The 17,186-nt window shown below is 54.0% G+C and carries 17 protein-coding genes; 11 read left to right on the plus strand and 6 right to left on the minus strand.

Features of this window, described 5'->3' with window-relative positions:
* Positions 1–137: 137 nt before the first annotated feature.
* Together purN and purM are read right to left on the minus strand one after the other, a co-directional pair.
* A complete protein-coding gene (purN, locus tag LDB27_RS06115) occupies positions 138–776 on the minus strand; it encodes a phosphoribosylglycinamide formyltransferase (protein ID WP_001028588.1) in 639 nt (212 codons plus the stop codon).
* Positions 776–1,813, minus strand: coding sequence for a phosphoribosylformylglycinamidine cyclo-ligase (gene purM / locus LDB27_RS06120; protein ID WP_000130477.1), 1,038 nt, complete (start codon positions 1,811–1,813; stop codon positions 776–778). Before purM ends, purN begins: the two co-directional genes overlap by 1 nt.
* A gap of 413 nt (positions 1,814–2,226) precedes the next feature.
* On the opposite strand from purM, the gene upp reads away from it, so the two are divergent.
* From upp to LDB27_RS06135, 3 genes are all read left to right on the plus strand, one after another.
* A complete protein-coding gene (gene upp / locus LDB27_RS06125; protein ID WP_000706208.1) occupies positions 2,227–2,853 on the plus strand; it encodes a uracil phosphoribosyltransferase in 627 nt (208 codons plus the stop codon).
* An 87-nt stretch (positions 2,854–2,940) separates the two neighbouring features.
* The gene (uraA, locus tag LDB27_RS06130) at positions 2,941–4,230 is read left to right on the plus strand and encodes a uracil permease (RefSeq protein ID WP_000198344.1); all 1,290 of its coding nucleotides are present in this window, start codon (positions 2,941–2,943) and stop codon (positions 4,228–4,230) included.
* A gap of 94 nt (positions 4,231–4,324) precedes the next feature.
* Positions 4,325–5,026: a DnaA inactivator Hda gene (locus tag LDB27_RS06135; protein ID WP_061835882.1), complete on the plus strand. Its 702-nt coding sequence runs from the start codon at positions 4,325–4,327 to the stop codon at positions 5,024–5,026.
* A gap of 26 nt (positions 5,027–5,052) precedes the next feature.
* Here LDB27_RS06135 and arsC read toward each other — a convergent pair whose 3' ends face one another.
* Both arsC and bepA read right to left on the minus strand, forming a co-directional pair.
* A complete protein-coding gene (gene arsC / locus LDB27_RS06140) occupies positions 5,053–5,412 on the minus strand; it encodes an arsenate reductase (glutaredoxin) (RefSeq protein WP_000132650.1) in 360 nt (119 codons plus the stop codon).
* 39 nt (positions 5,413–5,451) lie between these two features.
* The gene (gene bepA / locus LDB27_RS06145; protein WP_000489631.1) at positions 5,452–6,915 is read right to left on the minus strand and encodes a beta-barrel assembly-enhancing protease; all 1,464 of its coding nucleotides are present in this window, start codon (positions 6,913–6,915) and stop codon (positions 5,452–5,454) included.
* 207 nt (positions 6,916–7,122) lie between these two features.
* Here bepA and LDB27_RS06150 point away from each other — a divergent pair, with 207 nt between their 5' ends.
* From LDB27_RS06150 to LDB27_RS06165, 4 genes are all read left to right on the plus strand, one after another.
* A complete protein-coding gene (locus LDB27_RS06150) occupies positions 7,123–8,190 on the plus strand; it encodes an AI-2E family transporter (protein WP_000892056.1) in 1,068 nt (355 codons plus the stop codon).
* A gap of 275 nt (positions 8,191–8,465) precedes the next feature.
* A complete protein-coding gene (locus LDB27_RS06155) occupies positions 8,466–9,653 on the plus strand; it encodes a sugar diacid recognition domain-containing protein (protein ID WP_001533732.1) in 1,188 nt (395 codons plus the stop codon).
* A gap of 67 nt (positions 9,654–9,720) precedes the next feature.
* Positions 9,721–10,989, plus strand: coding sequence for a GntP family permease (locus tag LDB27_RS06160; protein ID WP_000200859.1), 1,269 nt, complete (start codon positions 9,721–9,723; stop codon positions 10,987–10,989).
* Between the two features lie 5 nt (positions 10,990–10,994).
* Positions 10,995–12,134, plus strand: coding sequence for a glycerate kinase (locus tag LDB27_RS06165; RefSeq protein ID WP_000706377.1), 1,140 nt, complete (start codon positions 10,995–10,997; stop codon positions 12,132–12,134).
* Between the two features lie 46 nt (positions 12,135–12,180).
* Here the strand turns inward: LDB27_RS06165 and bcp are convergent, their stop codons facing one another.
* On the minus strand, positions 12,181–12,651 hold the full coding sequence (gene bcp, locus LDB27_RS06170) for a thioredoxin-dependent thiol peroxidase (protein WP_001068686.1): 471 nt from the start codon (positions 12,649–12,651) through the stop codon (positions 12,181–12,183).
* Positions 12,651–13,223: a glycine cleavage system transcriptional repressor gene (locus LDB27_RS06175; protein WP_000189061.1), complete on the minus strand. Its 573-nt coding sequence runs from the start codon at positions 13,221–13,223 to the stop codon at positions 12,651–12,653. The genes bcp and LDB27_RS06175 overlap by 1 nt, the downstream gene beginning before the upstream one ends.
* A gap of 145 nt (positions 13,224–13,368) precedes the next feature.
* Between LDB27_RS06175 and dapA the strand changes: the two genes are divergently transcribed.
* The 4 genes from dapA to LDB27_RS06195 all read left to right on the plus strand — a co-directional run bounded on the left by dapA (position 13,369) and on the right by LDB27_RS06195 (position 17,180).
* Positions 13,369–14,247, plus strand: a complete 879-nt coding sequence (dapA, locus tag LDB27_RS06180; RefSeq protein ID WP_000494020.1) for a 4-hydroxy-tetrahydrodipicolinate synthase — start codon at positions 13,369–13,371, stop codon at positions 14,245–14,247.
* Between the two features lie 16 nt (positions 14,248–14,263).
* The gene (gene bamC, locus LDB27_RS06185) at positions 14,264–15,298 is read left to right on the plus strand and encodes an outer membrane protein assembly factor BamC (protein ID WP_000331877.1); all 1,035 of its coding nucleotides are present in this window, start codon (positions 14,264–14,266) and stop codon (positions 15,296–15,298) included.
* 174 nt (positions 15,299–15,472) lie between these two features.
* Complete coding sequence (purC, locus tag LDB27_RS06190) at positions 15,473–16,186, plus strand: phosphoribosylaminoimidazolesuccinocarboxamide synthase (RefSeq protein WP_001171630.1); 714 nt, start codon at positions 15,473–15,475, stop codon at positions 16,184–16,186.
* Between the two features lie 130 nt (positions 16,187–16,316).
* Positions 16,317–17,180, plus strand: coding sequence for a neutral zinc metallopeptidase (locus LDB27_RS06195; RefSeq protein WP_001267519.1), 864 nt, complete (start codon positions 16,317–16,319; stop codon positions 17,178–17,180).
* Positions 17,181–17,186 lie beyond the last annotated feature (6 nt).

Consider the following 17,186-nt stretch of genomic DNA (forward strand, 5'->3'; position numbering starts at 1 on the left):
AGCATTACGCGTTAATGTCCAACTGCGCCAGAAAAATATGACAATAAACTGATAGCATAAAGGAAGGGAAAAGAGTAGGCCGGATAGGCATTTATGCCGCCATCCGGCAAGCAGACGCAGTCCTGTTCGATGACGTATTATTCGTCAGACGCATAACCTTGCGGCGGCAGACGACGCCCGTCCAGCCAGGCGGCGTTATCGCGCATCTTTAGACGCCCCTGCGCAAACCAGCCAATCACCAGCGGATAAATCGCATGTTCCTGAGTTTGTACGCGTGCGGTGATATCATCTTCGCTGTCGTCGGCAAAAACCGGCACCTTCGCCTGGAGAATGACCGGGCCGCCGTCGAGTTCGTCTGTCACGAAATGCACCGAGGTACCGTGCTCCTCATCGCCGTTTTCCAGCGCCTGGCGATGGGTATGCAACCCCGGATATTTTGGCAGCAGGGAAGGGTGAATGTTCAGCAGACGCCCGTAGTAATGCGCGACAAACATCGGACTCAGAATACGCATAAAACCGGCCAGCACGACCACATCGGGCGCATACGCGTCTATCTTGCGAATCAACTCGCGATCGAAGGCGTCGCGGCTGTCAAACCGATCGGCAGTCAGCGCTTGCGCCGGAATGCCTGCTTCTCTGGCGCGTTCAAGGCCGAACGCGTCGGCCTTATTGCTGAATACTGCCCTGAGGGTGCCTTTAATTTTCTTCGCTTCGCAGGCATCGATAATCGCCTGTAAATTGCTTCCATTGCCGGAAATCAGCACCACAATATTCATTATTCAATAACCACACGCTGTTCGGAATCAGAGGCTTTGATGATACCGATTTTCCATGCGTTTTCACCTTTCTCGTTTAGCAGAGCAAGCGCTTTGTCCGCTTCCGGAGCGGAGAGCGCAATCACCATGCCGACGCCGCAGTTAAAGGTACGGTACATTTCATGTCGGCTGACATTACCGGCGGTTTGCAGCCAGGTAAAGATGGCGGGCCACTGCCATGACGACTCATTAATTACCGCCTGGGTATTCTCCGGCAGAACGCGCGGAATATTTTCCCAAAAGCCGCCGCCGGTGAGGTGGGCGATAGCGTGTACATCGACGTTTTCAATCAGTTCCAGAACCGATTTTACGTAGATACGGGTCGGTTCAAGCAGATGATCGGCCAGCGGCTTCCCTTCCAGCAGAGTGGTCTGTGGGTCGCAGCCGCTAACGTCAATAATTTTCCGCACCAGCGAATATCCATTCGAGTGCGGGCCGCTGGAGCCGAGCGCAATCAGCACGTCGCCTTCGGCAACCCGGGAGCCGTCGATGATTTCTGATTTTTCGACTACGCCGACGCAGAAACCCGCCACATCGTAATCTTCGCCGTGATACATGCCCGGCATTTCCGCCGTCTCGCCGCCAACCAGCGCGCAGCCGGATTGCAGGCAGCCTTCGGCAATACCGTTGATCACGCTGGCGGCGGTATCGACATCCAGTTTACCCGTGGCATAGTAATCGAGGAAAAACAGCGGTTCCGCGCCCTGAACGACCAGATCGTTTACGCACATCGCCACCAGATCAATACCGATAGCGTCGTGACGCTTTAAGTCCATCGCCAGGCGAAGTTTGGTGCCTACGCCGTCAGTGCCGGAAACCAGTACCGGTTCACGATATTTTTGCGGCAACGCGCACAGCGCACCGAAACCGCCCAGACCGCCCATAACCTCCGGGCGGCGAGTTTTCTTCACTACGCCTTTGATTCGATCAACCAGAGCGTTACCCGCATCAATATCGACGCCGGCATCTTTATAGCTAAGAGAGGTCTTATCGGTCACTGCCTGATTCCCCACGTTTTTTCTTGCGGTAAAAGTTAAATTCGGCGCAATTCTAACAGGGAAAGCAAACGTTTGCGAGCGTGGTCTGCGCCCTGGATATCCGGACGATTTTTTTGGCATGGTTTCGGTCGCTGCTTGAAAATTTCTCTGTTGGTAAAAAAGAAAAGGATATCCAGCACTTGGTTTACGACAGGTGGCCTGGACAGGCTATTCATCCTTAAAATTGCTAAGATTCAAACGGTTGTTAGCCTTTATCGCCTGTTTCAACGTGAGTGATTTATACTCACTTTTCCGCTATCTGCGCTTTTGGTTGATCCAGGTCAAGCATACATTGTGTTGCGTCAGAGAGGAAAAGCGGTATAATCCGGCGATTTTTTTTGTGGTTGCCAGTCATCTGAGGATAGGAGAAGAGTATGAAGATCGTGGAAGTCAAACACCCACTCGTCAAACACAAGCTGGGTCTGATGCGTGAAAACGACATTAGCACTAAACGCTTTCGTGAACTCGCCTCAGAAGTAGGCAGCCTGCTGACGTATGAAGCGACAGCCGACCTGGAAACGGAAAAAGTCACCATCGAAGGCTGGAATGGCCCGGTGGAAATCGACCAGATCAAAGGTAAAAAAATTACCGTTGTGCCGATTCTGCGGGCGGGTCTGGGCATGATGGAAGGCGTTCTGGAAAATGTACCGAGTGCGCGTATCAGCGTAGTCGGGATGTACCGTAACGAAGAGACGCTTGAGCCAGTACCTTATTTCCAGAAACTGGTATCGAACATTGATGAGCGCATGGCGCTGATCGTCGACCCGATGCTGGCGACCGGCGGTTCTGTCATCGCGACCATCGACCTGCTGAAAAAAGCAGGCTGTAGCAGCATTAAGGTGCTGGTACTGGTCGCCGCGCCGGAAGGCATTGCGGCGCTGGAAAAAGCGCACCCGGACGTTGAACTGTACACCGCCTCTATCGATCAGGGGCTTAACGAGCACGGATACATTATTCCGGGGCTTGGCGATGCCGGCGATAAGATTTTTGGTACCAAGTAAGTGAATAAATAATTAAAAGCCGACTTTAAGAGTCGGCTTTTTTTTGAATAAAACAACTCATAACAAACACACTTAGAGGAAAACACTATGACGCGCCGTGCTATCGGGGTGAGTGAAAGACCGCCGCTTTTACAGACAATCCCGCTTAGTTTACAGCACCTTTTCGCCATGTTTGGCGCGACCGTGCTGGTGCCAGTTCTGTTTCATATCAACCCCGCGACGGTGCTGCTGTTTAACGGTATCGGAACGCTGCTGTATCTCTTTATCTGCAAAGGTAAAATTCCGGCCTACCTCGGATCGAGCTTTGCCTTTATTTCCCCGGTACTACTGCTGTTGCCGCTGGGTTATGAAGTGGCGCTGGGCGGTTTTATTATGTGCGGCGTGTTGTTCTGTCTGGTTTCTTTCATCGTTAAAAAAGCGGGCACCGGCTGGCTGGATGTGATGTTCCCGCCTGCGGCAATGGGCGCAATCGTTGCCGTCATCGGTCTGGAGCTGGCTGGCGTCGCGGCGGGGATGGCCGGATTGCTGCCTGCGCAAGGGCAGTCGCCGGACACGAAAACAATTATCATCTCCATGGTCACGCTGGCGGTGACGGTGTTCGGCTCCGTACTGTTTCGCGGTTTCCTGGCGATCATTCCGATTTTGATCGGCGTGCTGGCAGGCTATGCGCTGTCATTCGCGCTGGGAGTGGTCGATACCACGCCCATTGCCCAGGCACACTGGTTTGCGCTGCCGACCTTCTATACGCCGCGTTTTGAATGGTTCGCGATCCTGACGATTCTGCCCGCGGCGTTGGTCGTGATCGCCGAGCATGTCGGTCATCTGGTGGTGACGGCGAATATCGTCAAAAAAGATCTGGTGCGCGATCCCGGTTTGCACCGCTCGATGTTCGCTAACGGACTGTCGACGATCGTCTCCGGTTTCTTCGGCTCCACGCCGAATACCACCTATGGGGAAAATATTGGCGTCATGGCGATCACCCGCGTTTACAGTACCTGGGTTATCGGCGGCGCGGCGATTTTCGCCATTCTGCTTTCCTGCGTCGGCAAACTGGCGGCGGCGATTCAGATTATCCCGTTACCCGTGATGGGCGGCGTCTCACTGCTGTTGTACGGCGTTATCGGCGCGTCGGGGATTCGCGTCTTGATCGAATCGAAAGTCGATTACAACAAAGCGCAAAACCTGATCCTCACCTCGGTGATTTTGATCATCGGCGTGAGCGGCGCGAAAGTGCATATCGGCGCGGCAGAATTGAAAGGGATGGCGCTGGCGACCATCGTCGGGATTTGCCTGAGCCTGATTTTTAAACTGATTAGCCTGTTGCGTCCGGAAGAAGTGGTACTGGAGGCAAATGATGCGGAGTCTCCGCATCAGTAACGGGTTGCCGGGCAGCGATGCTGCCCGGTTCTATCTCAAGGGAATTATGTGGTAAACTCAGCGCGATTTTATGTCATCCTGGGTTGAGGTATCTCTGAACACACCGGCACAGCTCTCTTTGCCACTTTATCTTCCTGACGACGAAACTTTCGCAAGTTTCTGGCCGGGGGATAACGCCTCTCTACTGGCCGCGTTACAAAACGTGTTGCGCCAGGAACATAGTGGATATATCTACCTTTGGGCGCGTGAAGGCGCGGGCCGCAGCCATTTGCTGCACGCCGCCTGCGCTGAACTGTCGCAGCGTGGAGATGCGGTAGGCTACGTCCCGCTCGATAAACGTACCTGGTTCGTGCCGGAAGTGCTCGACGGTATGGAACACCTCTCGCTGGTGTGTATTGATAACATTGAATGTGTCGCTGGCGATGAACTGTGGGAGATGGCGATCTTTGATCTCTATAACCGCATTCTGGAGTCCGGTAAGACGCGGTTATTGATCACCGGCGATCGTCCGCCAAGACAGTTAAATCTGGGCTTGCCCGATCTCGCTTCCCGTCTGGACTGGGGGCAAATCTATAAACTCCAGCCTCTTTCCGATGAAGACAAACTTCAGGCGCTACAGTTGCGCGCCCGGTTACGGGGGTTTGAACTGCCGGAAGATGTCGGGCGGTTTTTACTCAAACGTCTTGATCGCGAAATGCGCACGCTGTTTATGACGCTGGATCAGCTCGATCATGCGTCGATCACTGCCCAGCGAAAACTGACGATCCCGTTTGTCAAAGAGATCCTGAAACTGTAATACGCCGCGACGGCGGCGTTCAACGGTTAACCGAGGATGTCCAGCACCTGCTCAGGCGGTCGGCCAATGCGCGCCTGACCATTTGCCACCACAATGGGGCGCTCCATCAGTTTAGGGTGTTCAACCAGCGCCTGGATTAACGCCTCTTCACTCAGCTGGCTATCCGCCAGATGAAGCGTTTTATAGAGATCTTCTTTTTGGCGCATCAGTTCGCGCGCGCTGGACATGCCCAACATACGCAGCAGTTCTCGCACGGTGGCGGCGTCAGCGGGCGTATCCAGATAAAGCACCACTTCCGGTTCCACGCCGTTAGATTTCAGCAGGTTCAGCGTGTCGCGGCTCTTCGAACAGCGCGGGTTATGGTAGATTTTAATCGTGTCGGTCATGAGTTCTCCTTGTGACGCCATCCGGATAATAAACGGCGATTACATTTTCGTGTATGGCTTGAAGCGTTCCTGTAACTGGCGCAGCTGGTCGATACGCGCATCGTAACGCGCCTGTTGCTGGCTACCCAGTTTTGCCTGGGCGCTGGCGCTACTGAGCAGTGAAATTGCCTGATCCAGTCGTCCCGCCAGCGCATAACTTTCAGCGCGTGCCGCCAGCTCCTGATCGCGGTTGTTCAGCGCGGCTTCGGCCTGAGCAAGCAGATCCCAGCCGTTACCGTCATCTTTATGGCTAAAGGTGTAGCGATTCAGAATGGTTTCCGCCGCTTTTGGCTGGCCTCCCTGGAGGTACGCATTGGCGAGGTTTAACTGCAGCACAGGATTAACGCGCAGATCGCGGGCATTTTTCAGGCGATTAATCGCGTCGTTGGCTCTTTTCTGCCCCAGGTCAATATCGGTGGCGAGGTCAAGATACCAGGCATTGTTCGGCTCCGCGCTTAACAGCGGCTGCAACGTTTTGCGCGCTTCATCGTACTTGCTCGCTTCCATCGCCTGCAACGCCCGGCCATATTGCGCCGCATGTTGCTGACGCACGTTGCCTTTAGACCACTGATCCAGCAGGTCGCTGGTGAGCTGGTTACGTCCGGAATTGTACATTCCCAGGGCGCGCGCTTTGGCGAGATAGAAGTCGGCGGAAGATTGCACCACGACCGGGCGCATCTGGTTGGCACGGTTGCGGGCATCTGCAAGGCGGCTTTCCGGTAAGGGGTGAGTGAGCAAAATTTCAGGCGGACGCGTGGAGTAACGCGCCTGGTCGAGCAGTTTTTCGAGGAAAGAGGGCATCGCCTGTGGGTCAAATCCGGCGCGTTGCAGTACCTGAATACCAATACGGTCGGCTTCTTGCTCATTTTGCTGGGTGAAACTTATCATTCCCTGGCGCGTTCCCGCCAGAGTACCGGTTAGCGCCGCCATACCGGCCTGTGGGCTGGCCATGGCCAGCAAAATGGAACCCAGCGCGCCCACCCAGGTAAGCGGCGCGCTGCGCTTTTGATCTTCCATCGCGCGCGCCAGATGGCGCTGCGTCACGTGGGAGATTTCATGCGCCATGACTGAAGCTAGCTGGCTTTCGTTATCCGCGTAGCGAAAAAGCGCCGAGTGCAACACCACATTGCCGCCAAAGAACGCGAACGCGTTGATTTCGTCATTATTGATCAAGAAAAAATGGAAGGGCGTTTTGACGGAGTCGGCGTGCGAGACCAGACGCATCCCCAGCGCGTTAATGTATTGCACCAGCAGCGGATCGTTGATTAACGGCGCGCTGCCGCGTAGCTGGCGCACATAAAAGTCGCCCATTTGCATCTCTTGTCCGATAGAAAGCGTGCTTCCTGCCGAGGTTCCCATATCAGGCAGCGTGTCGGCAGGGTCGGCAAATGCGGGCGCGACCTGACCGAGAGCCAATGCTGCAATGAGGGTTGCCACCAGGTTTTTTTTCAACTGCCTGAACATAACCTCTATCCTGTTGTTTTGAGATAGCCCTTTGACCAACGTCGTGAAATATCGTTCCACGCTCCGACACTTCATAAGTGTAACTGTGATGAGCACAGACTCACTATTTTAGTTTCCTGAATCAACGATAAAAAGCGAAGTCTTTTTTGTGACATTTCGATACAATTCGGCATCACAATCCCGCAGTTGAGTTCTGGGAAGGGTTTTATGCTCGAAATGTTAATGCAATGGTATCGCCGTCGCTTCAGCGACCCGGAGGCGATTGCCTTGCTGGTCATTCTGGTGGCTGGTTTTAGCATCCTCTTTTTCTTTAGCGGCCTGTTAGCGCCGCTGCTGGTCGCAATCGTACTGGCCTACCTGCTGGAGTGGCCGACGGCGCGCCTGCAGGCGATTGGCTGTTCCCGGCGCTGGGCAGCCTCCATTGTCCTTATCCTCTTTGTCGGCATTCTGTTATTAATGGCGTTTGTGGTGATGCCGATTGCCTGGCAGCAGGGTATTTACCTGATTCGTGATATGCCCGGTATGCTGAATAAACTGTCCGATTTTGCCGCGACCTTGCCGCGACGCTATCCGGCGCTGATGGATGCGGGCATTATTGATGCGATGGCGGAAAACATGCGTACCCGGATGCTTAACATGGGCGATTCGGTGGTGAAGTATTCGCTGGCTTCGTTAGTCGGGCTACTGACGCTGGCGGTATATCTGGTGCTGGTGCCGCTGATGGTCTTTTTCCTGGTAAAAGATAAAGAGCAGATGCTGAATGCCGTGCGCCGCGTGCTGCCGCGTAATCGCGGGCTGGCGGGGCAGGTGTGGAATGAGATGAATCAGCAGATCACCAACTATATCCGCGGAAAAGTGCTGGAGATGGTGGTGGTGGGCGTAGCGACCTGGCTGGGCTTTTTGCTGTTTGGCCTCAATTATTCGCTACTGCTGGCGGTACTGGTGGGCTTTTCGGTCCTGATCCCCTATATCGGCGCCTTTGTGGTGACAATTCCGGTGGTGGGCGTCGCGCTGTTTCAGTTTGGCCTGGGGACGGAATTCTGGAGCTGTTTTGCCGTTTATCTGATTATTCAGGCGCTGGATGGCAATTTGCTGGTACCGGTACTTTTCTCCGAAGCGGTGAATTTGCATCCGCTGGTGATTATTCTGTCAGTGGTGATTTTCGGCGGTCTGTGGGGTTTTTGGGGAGTGTTTTTCGCCATTCCATTGGCGACGCTGATTAAAGCCGTTGTCCATGCCTGGCCGGATGGTCAGGTGACAGATGCCTCATCCTGAGCGGCCTGTACAAAAGTTGTAAAGCGTGAACGACATCATAGTGCCCTGCCGCCATTTTGCGCACGCCTGATGAGGGACAAGCGCTTAGAAAGCCGCTCTTTTTTTAATGCCGCGCCGTGTTGCGGCATTTTTATTGTCGGAACCTACAAAATTCTCGCTGTAAAGCCGCCAAAATTTGGTGACTTAACCTAAGCATTCTTCTGAGAAATTCGTTAATAAGTGACATCATTGATGCGAGATTGCTTTTTTAATGTAAAGCGATAACGAAACAGGGAATGAGTGTGTTGAGAAAACATTACTTGAAAGGGTATACCGCGCGGCAAATTGTACAGCGAGCCATGAAAATTATTCCTTACTCGGTAAACGTCATGGATGAACATGGCGTCATTATCGCGTCTGGCGAACCTTCGCGGCTTCGCCAGCGTCACGAAGGGGCCATTCTGGCGCTGAAGGAAAACCGTATTGTAGAAATTGATTCCGCTACCGCCAATCAGCTAAAAGGCGTGCGATCCGGCATTAATCTTCCCATCTCTTTTCATGAACAGCTTATCGGCGTGGTCGGCATTACCGGCGAGCCGGAGGAGGTTCGCGCGTATGCCGAGCTGGTTAAAATGGCGGCGGAGCTGGTGATCGAGCATATGGTGCTGATCGAACAGCGACAGTGGGATAAACGCTATCGCGAAGAGCTGATCAACCAATTGATTTTGCGAGAAAATTCAACAGAGTCGTTGCGCTCTATGGCGGCCTATCTGGGCATTGATCTGGCGGTTCCCAGAGTGGTGCTGATTATTGAACTTTCCCAGCCGGATCGCGAAGCGCTGCGCAATGTAATGGATTATTTCGAGAATCACGCGCGCAACCATTTGGTGACGTTTACCGAATTTAATGAATTAATCATTATTAAGCCTATCACGTTAAAAGAGGGAAAGTGGAATACCCGCCAGGAAATGGGCGAATTGCAGATTTTTAAATCATGGGCTGCATCATCGGGCTTTAGCCGTATTTTGGTTGGGGGTTATTTTGCCGGCGAGACGGGATTGCACCGATCTTTGCTCACTGCGAGAGCCACGCAGGCGATGGCGAAAAGACAAAAGCTGCGCAGCCAGTACATTTTTTATCATGACCATGCGCTTCCCGCGCTGCTAAGCGGGCTGTCTGAAAGTTGGCAAGTGCAGGAGCTATCGCGTCTGTGGCTGCAACTGGCGCAACATGACGCGAAAGGCGTATTGCAACAGACGCTGCGGACCTGGTTTGAACATAATTGTGACCTGACGCAAACAGCCAAAGCATTGCATATTCATGTGAATACATTGCGCTATCGCTTACAGCGCTGTGAGGATATTACACACATAAAAATCAACGAGTTAAAAAGTACGCTTTGGCTTTATATCGGTATGGAGCTCCAGGCCGAATCTGTACCGTCCGACAAGTTACCGCTGCCAGGTCGAATCGAAATTTGTTGAAAGCTCCAGCGGATTTTTAGGCGGGTTTTTCCATACTGCGCGCTCCATGTTAAAGGAGGCGCAGTATATGACGTCGATATCCACCCTGGGAGCCATTGCCGCATTGGTTGTGGCCATCGTATTAATTTTAAGAAAAGTGTCGCCAGCCTACGGCATGATGGCGGGCGCGCTGGTCGGCGGTTTGATTGGCGGCGCCGATCTTCTGCAAACCGTGTCGCTGATGGTGTCAGGCGCGCAGGGCATCGTTAATGCCGTATTGCGTATTCTGGCCGCAGGCGTACTGGCGGGCGTATTAATTGAGTCCGGGGCGGCGAATACGATTGCTGAGACGATTGTCCGCAAAGTGGGGGAAACCCGGGCATTATTGGCATTAGCCATTGCCACACTATGTTTGACCGCCGTCGGCGTATTTATTGATGTGGCGGTGATTACCGTCGCGCCGATTGCGCTGTCGATTGCGCGTAATGCTGGCCTGTCAAAAAGCGCTATTCTGCTGGCGATGGTTGGCGGCGGCAAAGCGGGTAACGTGATGTCACCCAACCCGAACGCTATTGCCGCCTCTGATGCGTTTCATGTTCCTCTTACCTCTATTATGCTGGCGGGCGTGGTTCCGGGCATCGTTGGGCTTATTATCGCCTATCTGTTAGCGAAACGGCTGAATAATAAAGGCGCGGGCGTCGCCGATCATGAAGTGACTCACCATGATGACTCCGTCGCCAGACCCGGCTTTCTGGTGGCGATTAGCGCGCCGCTGGTCGCTATTTTCCTGCTTTCTCTCCGTCCGTTTGCCGGCATTTCCATTGACCCGTTAATTGCCCTGCCCGTAGGGGGATTGGTCGGTCTGCTGTTGATGGGACGCGCGCGCCACTGTAACCAGTACATGGTCGCCGGTCTGATGCGTATGGCGCCTGTCGCTATTATGTTGCTGGGAACCGGTACGCTGGCCGGCATTATCGCTAATTCCGAACTTAAAGATGTCCTGATTCATGGCCTCACCGCTTCGGGATTGCCGTCCTGGCTGCTGGCACCCGTGTCTGGCGCCATGATGTCAATGGCGACGGCCTCAACCACAGCGGGAACGGCGGTGGCGTCCGGCGTTTTCTCTCCCACGTTACTTGAACTTGGCGTTTCCGCCCTGGCGGGAGCCGCTATGATCCATGCGGGCGCCACGGTGCTGGACCATCTGCCGCACGGCAGCTTTTTCCACGCGACGGGCGGCAGCGTCAATATGCAAATTCATGAACGTTTAAAGCTAATGCCGTATGAAACGCTGGTGGGGTTAGCCATTACCTTTATTTCTACTCTGATGTTCGGTTTCTTTGGTTTTGCAGGATAATCCCTATGAAAATTGTTATTGCTCCTGATTCATTTAAAGAAAGTTTGTCCGCAATGGCGGTCGCTGAGGCGATAGAAAAGGGGTTCCGCGAAATTTATCCTGACGCCGACTACGTTAAAGTGCCCATGGCGGATGGCGGGGAAGGAACCGTACAATCAATGGTGGAAGCCAGCGGCGGGCGTTATGTTGACCAGTGGGTACAAGGCCCGCTTGGGCAGCCGGTGGCCGCGCGCTGGGGAATGCTGGGCGATAGCGATACCGCCGTGATTGAAATGGCGGCGGCATCCGGGCTGCATCACGTTTCGCCTGAATTGCGCAACCCGCTTAATACCACCAGCTACGGCACCGGCGAGTTAATCGTCGCGGCGCTGGAGCGTGGCGTAAAGCGTATTATTCTGGGAATTGGCGGCAGCGCGACGAATGACGGCGGCGCGGGGATGATGCAGGCGCTTGGCGTTATATTGCGCGATAAACAGGGGCGCTCGCTTTCTCCGGGCGGCGAGGCGCTGGCGGCGCTGGCCTCTATCGATCTGTCCGGTTGTCACCCATTGCTGCGTAAGGTATCGATAACCGTGGCGTGCGATGTCAACAATCCGCTGTGTGGTCCCCAGGGCGCATCGGCCATTTTTGGCCCACAAAAAGGGGCGACAGCGGAAATGGTGAACACCCTGGACGCGGCGCTGGAAAACTGGGGCCGACATATTTATCAGGCTACGGGACGTGAGGTGATTAACGCTCCCGGCGCGGGTGCGGCAGGTGGAATGGGCGCCGCGCTTTTAGGATTGCTCAATGCGGAATTACGCGCCGGCGTAGAGATTGTTGTGGAAACGCTACAGCTTGAGCAGGCGGTTAAAGATGCCGATCTGGTGATTACCGGAGAAGGGCGGCTGGACAGCCAAAGTATTTGCGGCAAGACGCCGATTGGCGTCGCCAGAGTGGCGAAGCGGTATCATAAACCGGTTATCGCGCTCGCCGGTGGGCTGCAACACGATCATCACGTTGTGTATCAGCAGGGTATCGATGCGGCGCTGTCGATTTTGTCGCATATCGTTACGCTGCCGGAAGCCTTACACGAGGCGGAATATAACCTGAGCCTGTCGGCGCGCAATGTGGCGGCGATATGGCGTCTGGCGCGGCAAGCCTGACGGCACATTCCCTTTCCAGGCCGCACATCAGCGCGGCCTGAGGCTTTTACGCGTTTTCTTTCAGCCAGTTCAGCACCACATCATGGTGATTGCTGGTTTTAAAATCATTAAAGACGTGTTCAATCTTACCATCAGCGTCAATCAAAAAGCTGATGCGGTGAATGCCGTCATACGTTTTGCCCATAAACGACTTTTCGCCCCAGACGCCGAACTGTTCACACACCTGATGGTTTTCATCGGACAAAAGGGTAAAGTTCAGCAGCTCTTTTTCAGCGAAACGGGAGAGTTTTTCAGGTTTATCGGTGCTGATGCCCAGCACGTCCACGCCTGCTTTTTTGAGCTCGTCCATGTTATCGCGTAAGCCGCAGGCCTGCACGGTACAGCCGGGTGTCATGGCTTTTGGGTAGAAATAAACCAGAACGCGCTGTCCCTGGAAGTCGGTCAAATTTACTTGTTCCCCGTCTTGATCCGGCAAGCTAAATTTCGGTGCGATATCACCGGCTTTCAGTGGATTCATTACTTAACTCCATCCTGTTCATCATGTTGTGAGTAATTGACGACGTTTATACTGCCTTGCGCATTGAGTTCTGTACATAGTGCTTTAAAGGCTTGCTCAATATTTGCGGAATTTTGCGACGCCGGGCTATGTGCGGTGATTTGAATAAATAATTGCGCAGCTTTATCACCTTCAGCCGGCTGTGTGCGGGAGACCAGCTCCGCAATATTCATTTCATGACTATTAAACAGCGCGGTGAATCGCTCAATTAAATGCGGGGAGTCGGCGACCTCAACCTGAACCCATACCGTCGCGGGCATTGCCGGGCGGGGGCGGTCGGACGTCCGTTTCATCACAATCAGCAGATCCAGCTCCGCGCCTTTTAACGGCAATGTCGATTCAATCAAGGTAATCGCGTTCCACGTGCCGGACAACAGCATAATAAACGTGAATTCATCGCCCAGCATCGCCAGTCGGCTGTCTTCGATATTACAGCCGCAACTGCTGACATGGCGAGTAATGGTATTCACAATACCGGGCCTGTCGGCGCCCAGCGCAGTGATAACCAAATAGTGTTGTGATGACGGTGTCAAACCAGTTATTCCTTTGAGCGGTGAGGTAATCTTAAGGAAACCATAAAAAAAACCTGCATACAACAATCAGAACGGCTTTGGTCGCTTGCTTTTATTGCCATACCAAACGTACCATTGAGGGACTTGTTTGCACAGAGGATGGCCCATGTTCACGGGAAGTATTGTCGCGCTTGTTACGCCGATGGATGAGAAAGGTAACGTCAGTAGGTCTTGCCTGAAAAAACTCATTGATTATCATGTCGCCAACGGTACCTCGGCGATTGTTTCGGTTGGCACCACCGGCGAGTCTGCCACGCTAAGCCATGATGAACATGGCGATGTCGTGATGATGACGCTGGAACTGGCTGACGGACGTATTCCGGTTATCGCCGGCACGGGCGCAAACGCGACCGCGGAAGCGATTAGCCTGACGCAGCGTTTTAACGATAGCGGCATTGTTGGCTGCCTGACGGTAACGCCGTACTACAATCGCCCCACGCAGGAAGGTTTGTTCCAGCATTTCAAAGCCATCGCGGAACACACTGACTTGCCGCAAATTCTGTATAATGTGCCGTCCCGTACCGGTTGCGATATGTTGCCGGAAACCGTGGGTCGTCTGGCGGAAATAAAAAATATTATCGCTATCAAAGAGGCGACAGGGAACTTAACCCGCGTTCACCAGATCAAAGAGCTGGTTTCAGACGATTTTATTCTGCTTAGCGGCGATGACGCGTCTGCGCTGGACTTTATGCAACTGGGTGGTCATGGCGTGATTTCCGTTACGGCTAACGTAGCGGCGCGCGAGATGGCTGACATGTGCAAACTGGCGGCGGAAGGGCAATTTGCCGAGGCGCGCGCTATCAACCAGCGTCTGATGCCGTTACACAACAAACTATTTGTCGAACCCAATCCTATCCCGGTGAAATGGGCATGTAAGGCATTGGGTCTTGTGGCGACCGACACGCTGCGCCTGCCAATGACGCCTATCACGGACCATGGTCGTGACATCGTCAAAGCAGCGCTTCAGCATGCTGGCCTGCTGTAAAGTTTAGGGAGATTTGATGGCTTACTCAGTACAAAAGTCGCGCCTGGCGAAGGTTGCGGGTGTTTCGCTTGTTTTGCTGCTCGCTGCCTGTAGTTCCGATTCGCGCTACAAGCGCCAGGTAAGCGGCGATGAATCCTATCTGGATGCCGCGCCGCTTGCTGAACTTCACGCCCCGGCAGGAATGATCCTGCCGATAACGACCGGCGACTACGTTATTCCGGTCACGAAGGGGAGCGGCGCGGTTGGTAAGGCGTTGGATATCCGTCCGCCAGCGCAGCCGTTAGCGTTAGTGAGCGGCGCGCGTACCCAGTTCTCTGGCGATACCGCTACGCTATTGGTGGAGAATGGCCGGAGCAGCACGCTGTGGCCGCAAGTCGTCAGCGTGATTCAGGCGAAAAATTATCCGATTGAAAAACGTGACGATGCCAGCCAGACCCTGACGACCGATTGGGTGAACTGGAACCGCCTGGATGAAGACGAACAGTATCGCGGACGTTATCAAATCTCGGTGAAGCCGCAGGGCTATCAGCAGGCGGTAACGGTAAAACTGGTTAATCTGGAACAGGCTGGCAAGCCGGTCGCTGACGCGGCGTCGCTGCAGCGCTATAGCACGGAAATGATGAACGTCATTTCCGCCGGTCTGGATAAGACCGCTACGGATGCGGCAAATGCCGCGCAGAACCGTTCCGCCGCAACGATGGATGTGCAGAGCGCCGCTGATGATACCGGTTTACCTATGCTGGTCGTACGCGGTCCGTTCAACCTCGTGTGGCAACGCCTCCCGGCCGCGTTGGAAAAAGTGGGCATGAAAGTCACCGACAGCACTCGCTCTCAGGGCAGCATGGCGGTAACGTACAAACCGTTGTCTGACAGCGACTGGCGGGATCTGGGCGCTAGCGACCCGGGCCTGGCATCCGGAGACTATAAATTGCAGGTCGGCGATTTAGATAACCGCAGCAGCTTGCAGTTTATCGATCCTAAGGGGCATACTCTGACGCAAAGCCAGAACGACGCGCTGGTTGCCGTCTTCCAGGCAGCGTTCAACAAGTAATTTAACAGGGCTGGAGTAATCCGGCCCTTTTTTCTGATAAGATACGCAAACGTGTGCGTTGGTACAAAAACGCGATTTAACCGCTATTTCGCACCACAATTACAGGCCGACGTCTCCGGCAGGCGTAGCAGGAAATGAATACTTATCGTTAATTCACACCCAGGAGTGTTAAAGATGCAAAAGCAAGCTGAGTTGTATCGTGGTAAAGCGAAAACCGTATACAGCACGGAAAACCCGGACCTGTTGGTGCTCGAATTCCGCAATGATACGTCAGCAGGGGATGGCGCGCGCATTGAACAGTTTGATCGCAAAGGCATGGTAAATAACAAATTCAACCATTTCATTATGACCAAACTGGCCGAGGCGGGCATCCCGACCCAGATGGAACGTTTGCTGTCTGATACCGAGTGTCTGGTGAAGAAGCTGGAGATGGTGCCGGTTGAATGTGTGGTGCGCAACCGTGCGGCTGGGTCGCTGGTCAAGCGTTTGGGCGTGGAAGAAGGCATGGAGCTTAACCCGCCGATATTCGATCTGTTCCTGAAAAACGACGCGCTGCACGACCCGATGGTGAATAGTTCCTACTGTGAAACGTTCGGTTGGGTAAGTCAGGAAAATCTGGCGCGTATGAAAGAGCTAACCTACAAAGCCAACGACGTACTGAAAAAACTGTTTGATGACGCGGGCCTTATCCTGGTGGATTTCAAACTGGAGTTTGGCCTGTATAAAGGCGAAGTGGTGCTGGGCGATGAGTTTTCGCCGGACGGTAGCCGCCTGTGGGATAAAGAGACGCTGGACAAAATGGACAAAGACCGCTTCCGCCAGAGTCTGGGCGGTCTGATTGAAGCCTATGAAGCCGTCGCGCATCGCCTGGGCGTGAAATTAGATTAATTCCGCTTCTGACCGGGGGGCAACCGCTCTCCGGTATCATCCTTTCCTCATTCTGATAGCGTTTACCTGTGGTAATCCTGCGCCTGACCGCCTACGATCATCTGTATAACAAAGAGAGAATGAGGTGATTATGCGCTGGCAAGGGCGTCGTGAAAGTAACAATGTAGAGGACAGACGTAATCGGCCAGGCGGCCCCTCTCTGGGTGGCCCTGGCTTTCGTCTTCCGCGCGGAAAAGGCGGCATCATTCTGTTGGTGGTGGTGTTGGTCGCGGGGTACTATGGGGTGGATTTAACCGGTCTGTTGACCGGTCAGCCGATTTCGCAGCAGCAGTCGACGCGTTCGATAAGCCCCAATGATGATGAAGCGGCAAAATTTACCTCGGTGATTCTGGCGACGACCGAAGATACCTGGGGGCAACTCTTTCAAAAAATGGGGCGCGGCTATCAGCAGCCAAAACTGGTGATGTACCGTGGTATGACGCGCACCGGCTGTGGTGCGGGTCAGTCCGTGATGGGGCCGTTTTACTGCCCGGCGGACGGCACCGTCTATATCGATCTCTCATTTTACGATGATATGAAAAATAAGCTGGGCGCGGACGGTGATTTTGCCCAGGGTTATGTCATCGCCCACGAAGTCGGCCACCACGTACAAAAACTGTTAGGTATTGAGCCGAAAGTACGCCAGTTACAGCAAAACGCGTCGCAAACGGAGGTGAATCGCCTTTCGGTGCGCATGGAGCTACAGGCGGATTGCTTTGCCGGCGTGTGGGGACACAGTATGCAGCAGCAAGGCGTACTGGAGGCGGGCGATCTGGAAGAGGCGCTCAATGCCGCACAGGCTATCGGCGACGATCGCTTACAGCAGCAGGGGCAGGGGCGCGTCGTGCCGGATAGTTTTACCCACGGCACCTCAGAACAGCGCTACAGCTGGTTTAAGCGTGGATTTGACAGCGGTGACCCGGCGCAATGTAATACGTTTGGCAAAAACTTTTGATAAACC

The sequence above is a fragment of the Salmonella sp. JXY0409-18 genome (assembly GCF_020268625.1).
GTDB lineage: Bacteria > Pseudomonadota > Gammaproteobacteria > Enterobacterales > Enterobacteriaceae > Salmonella > Salmonella enterica.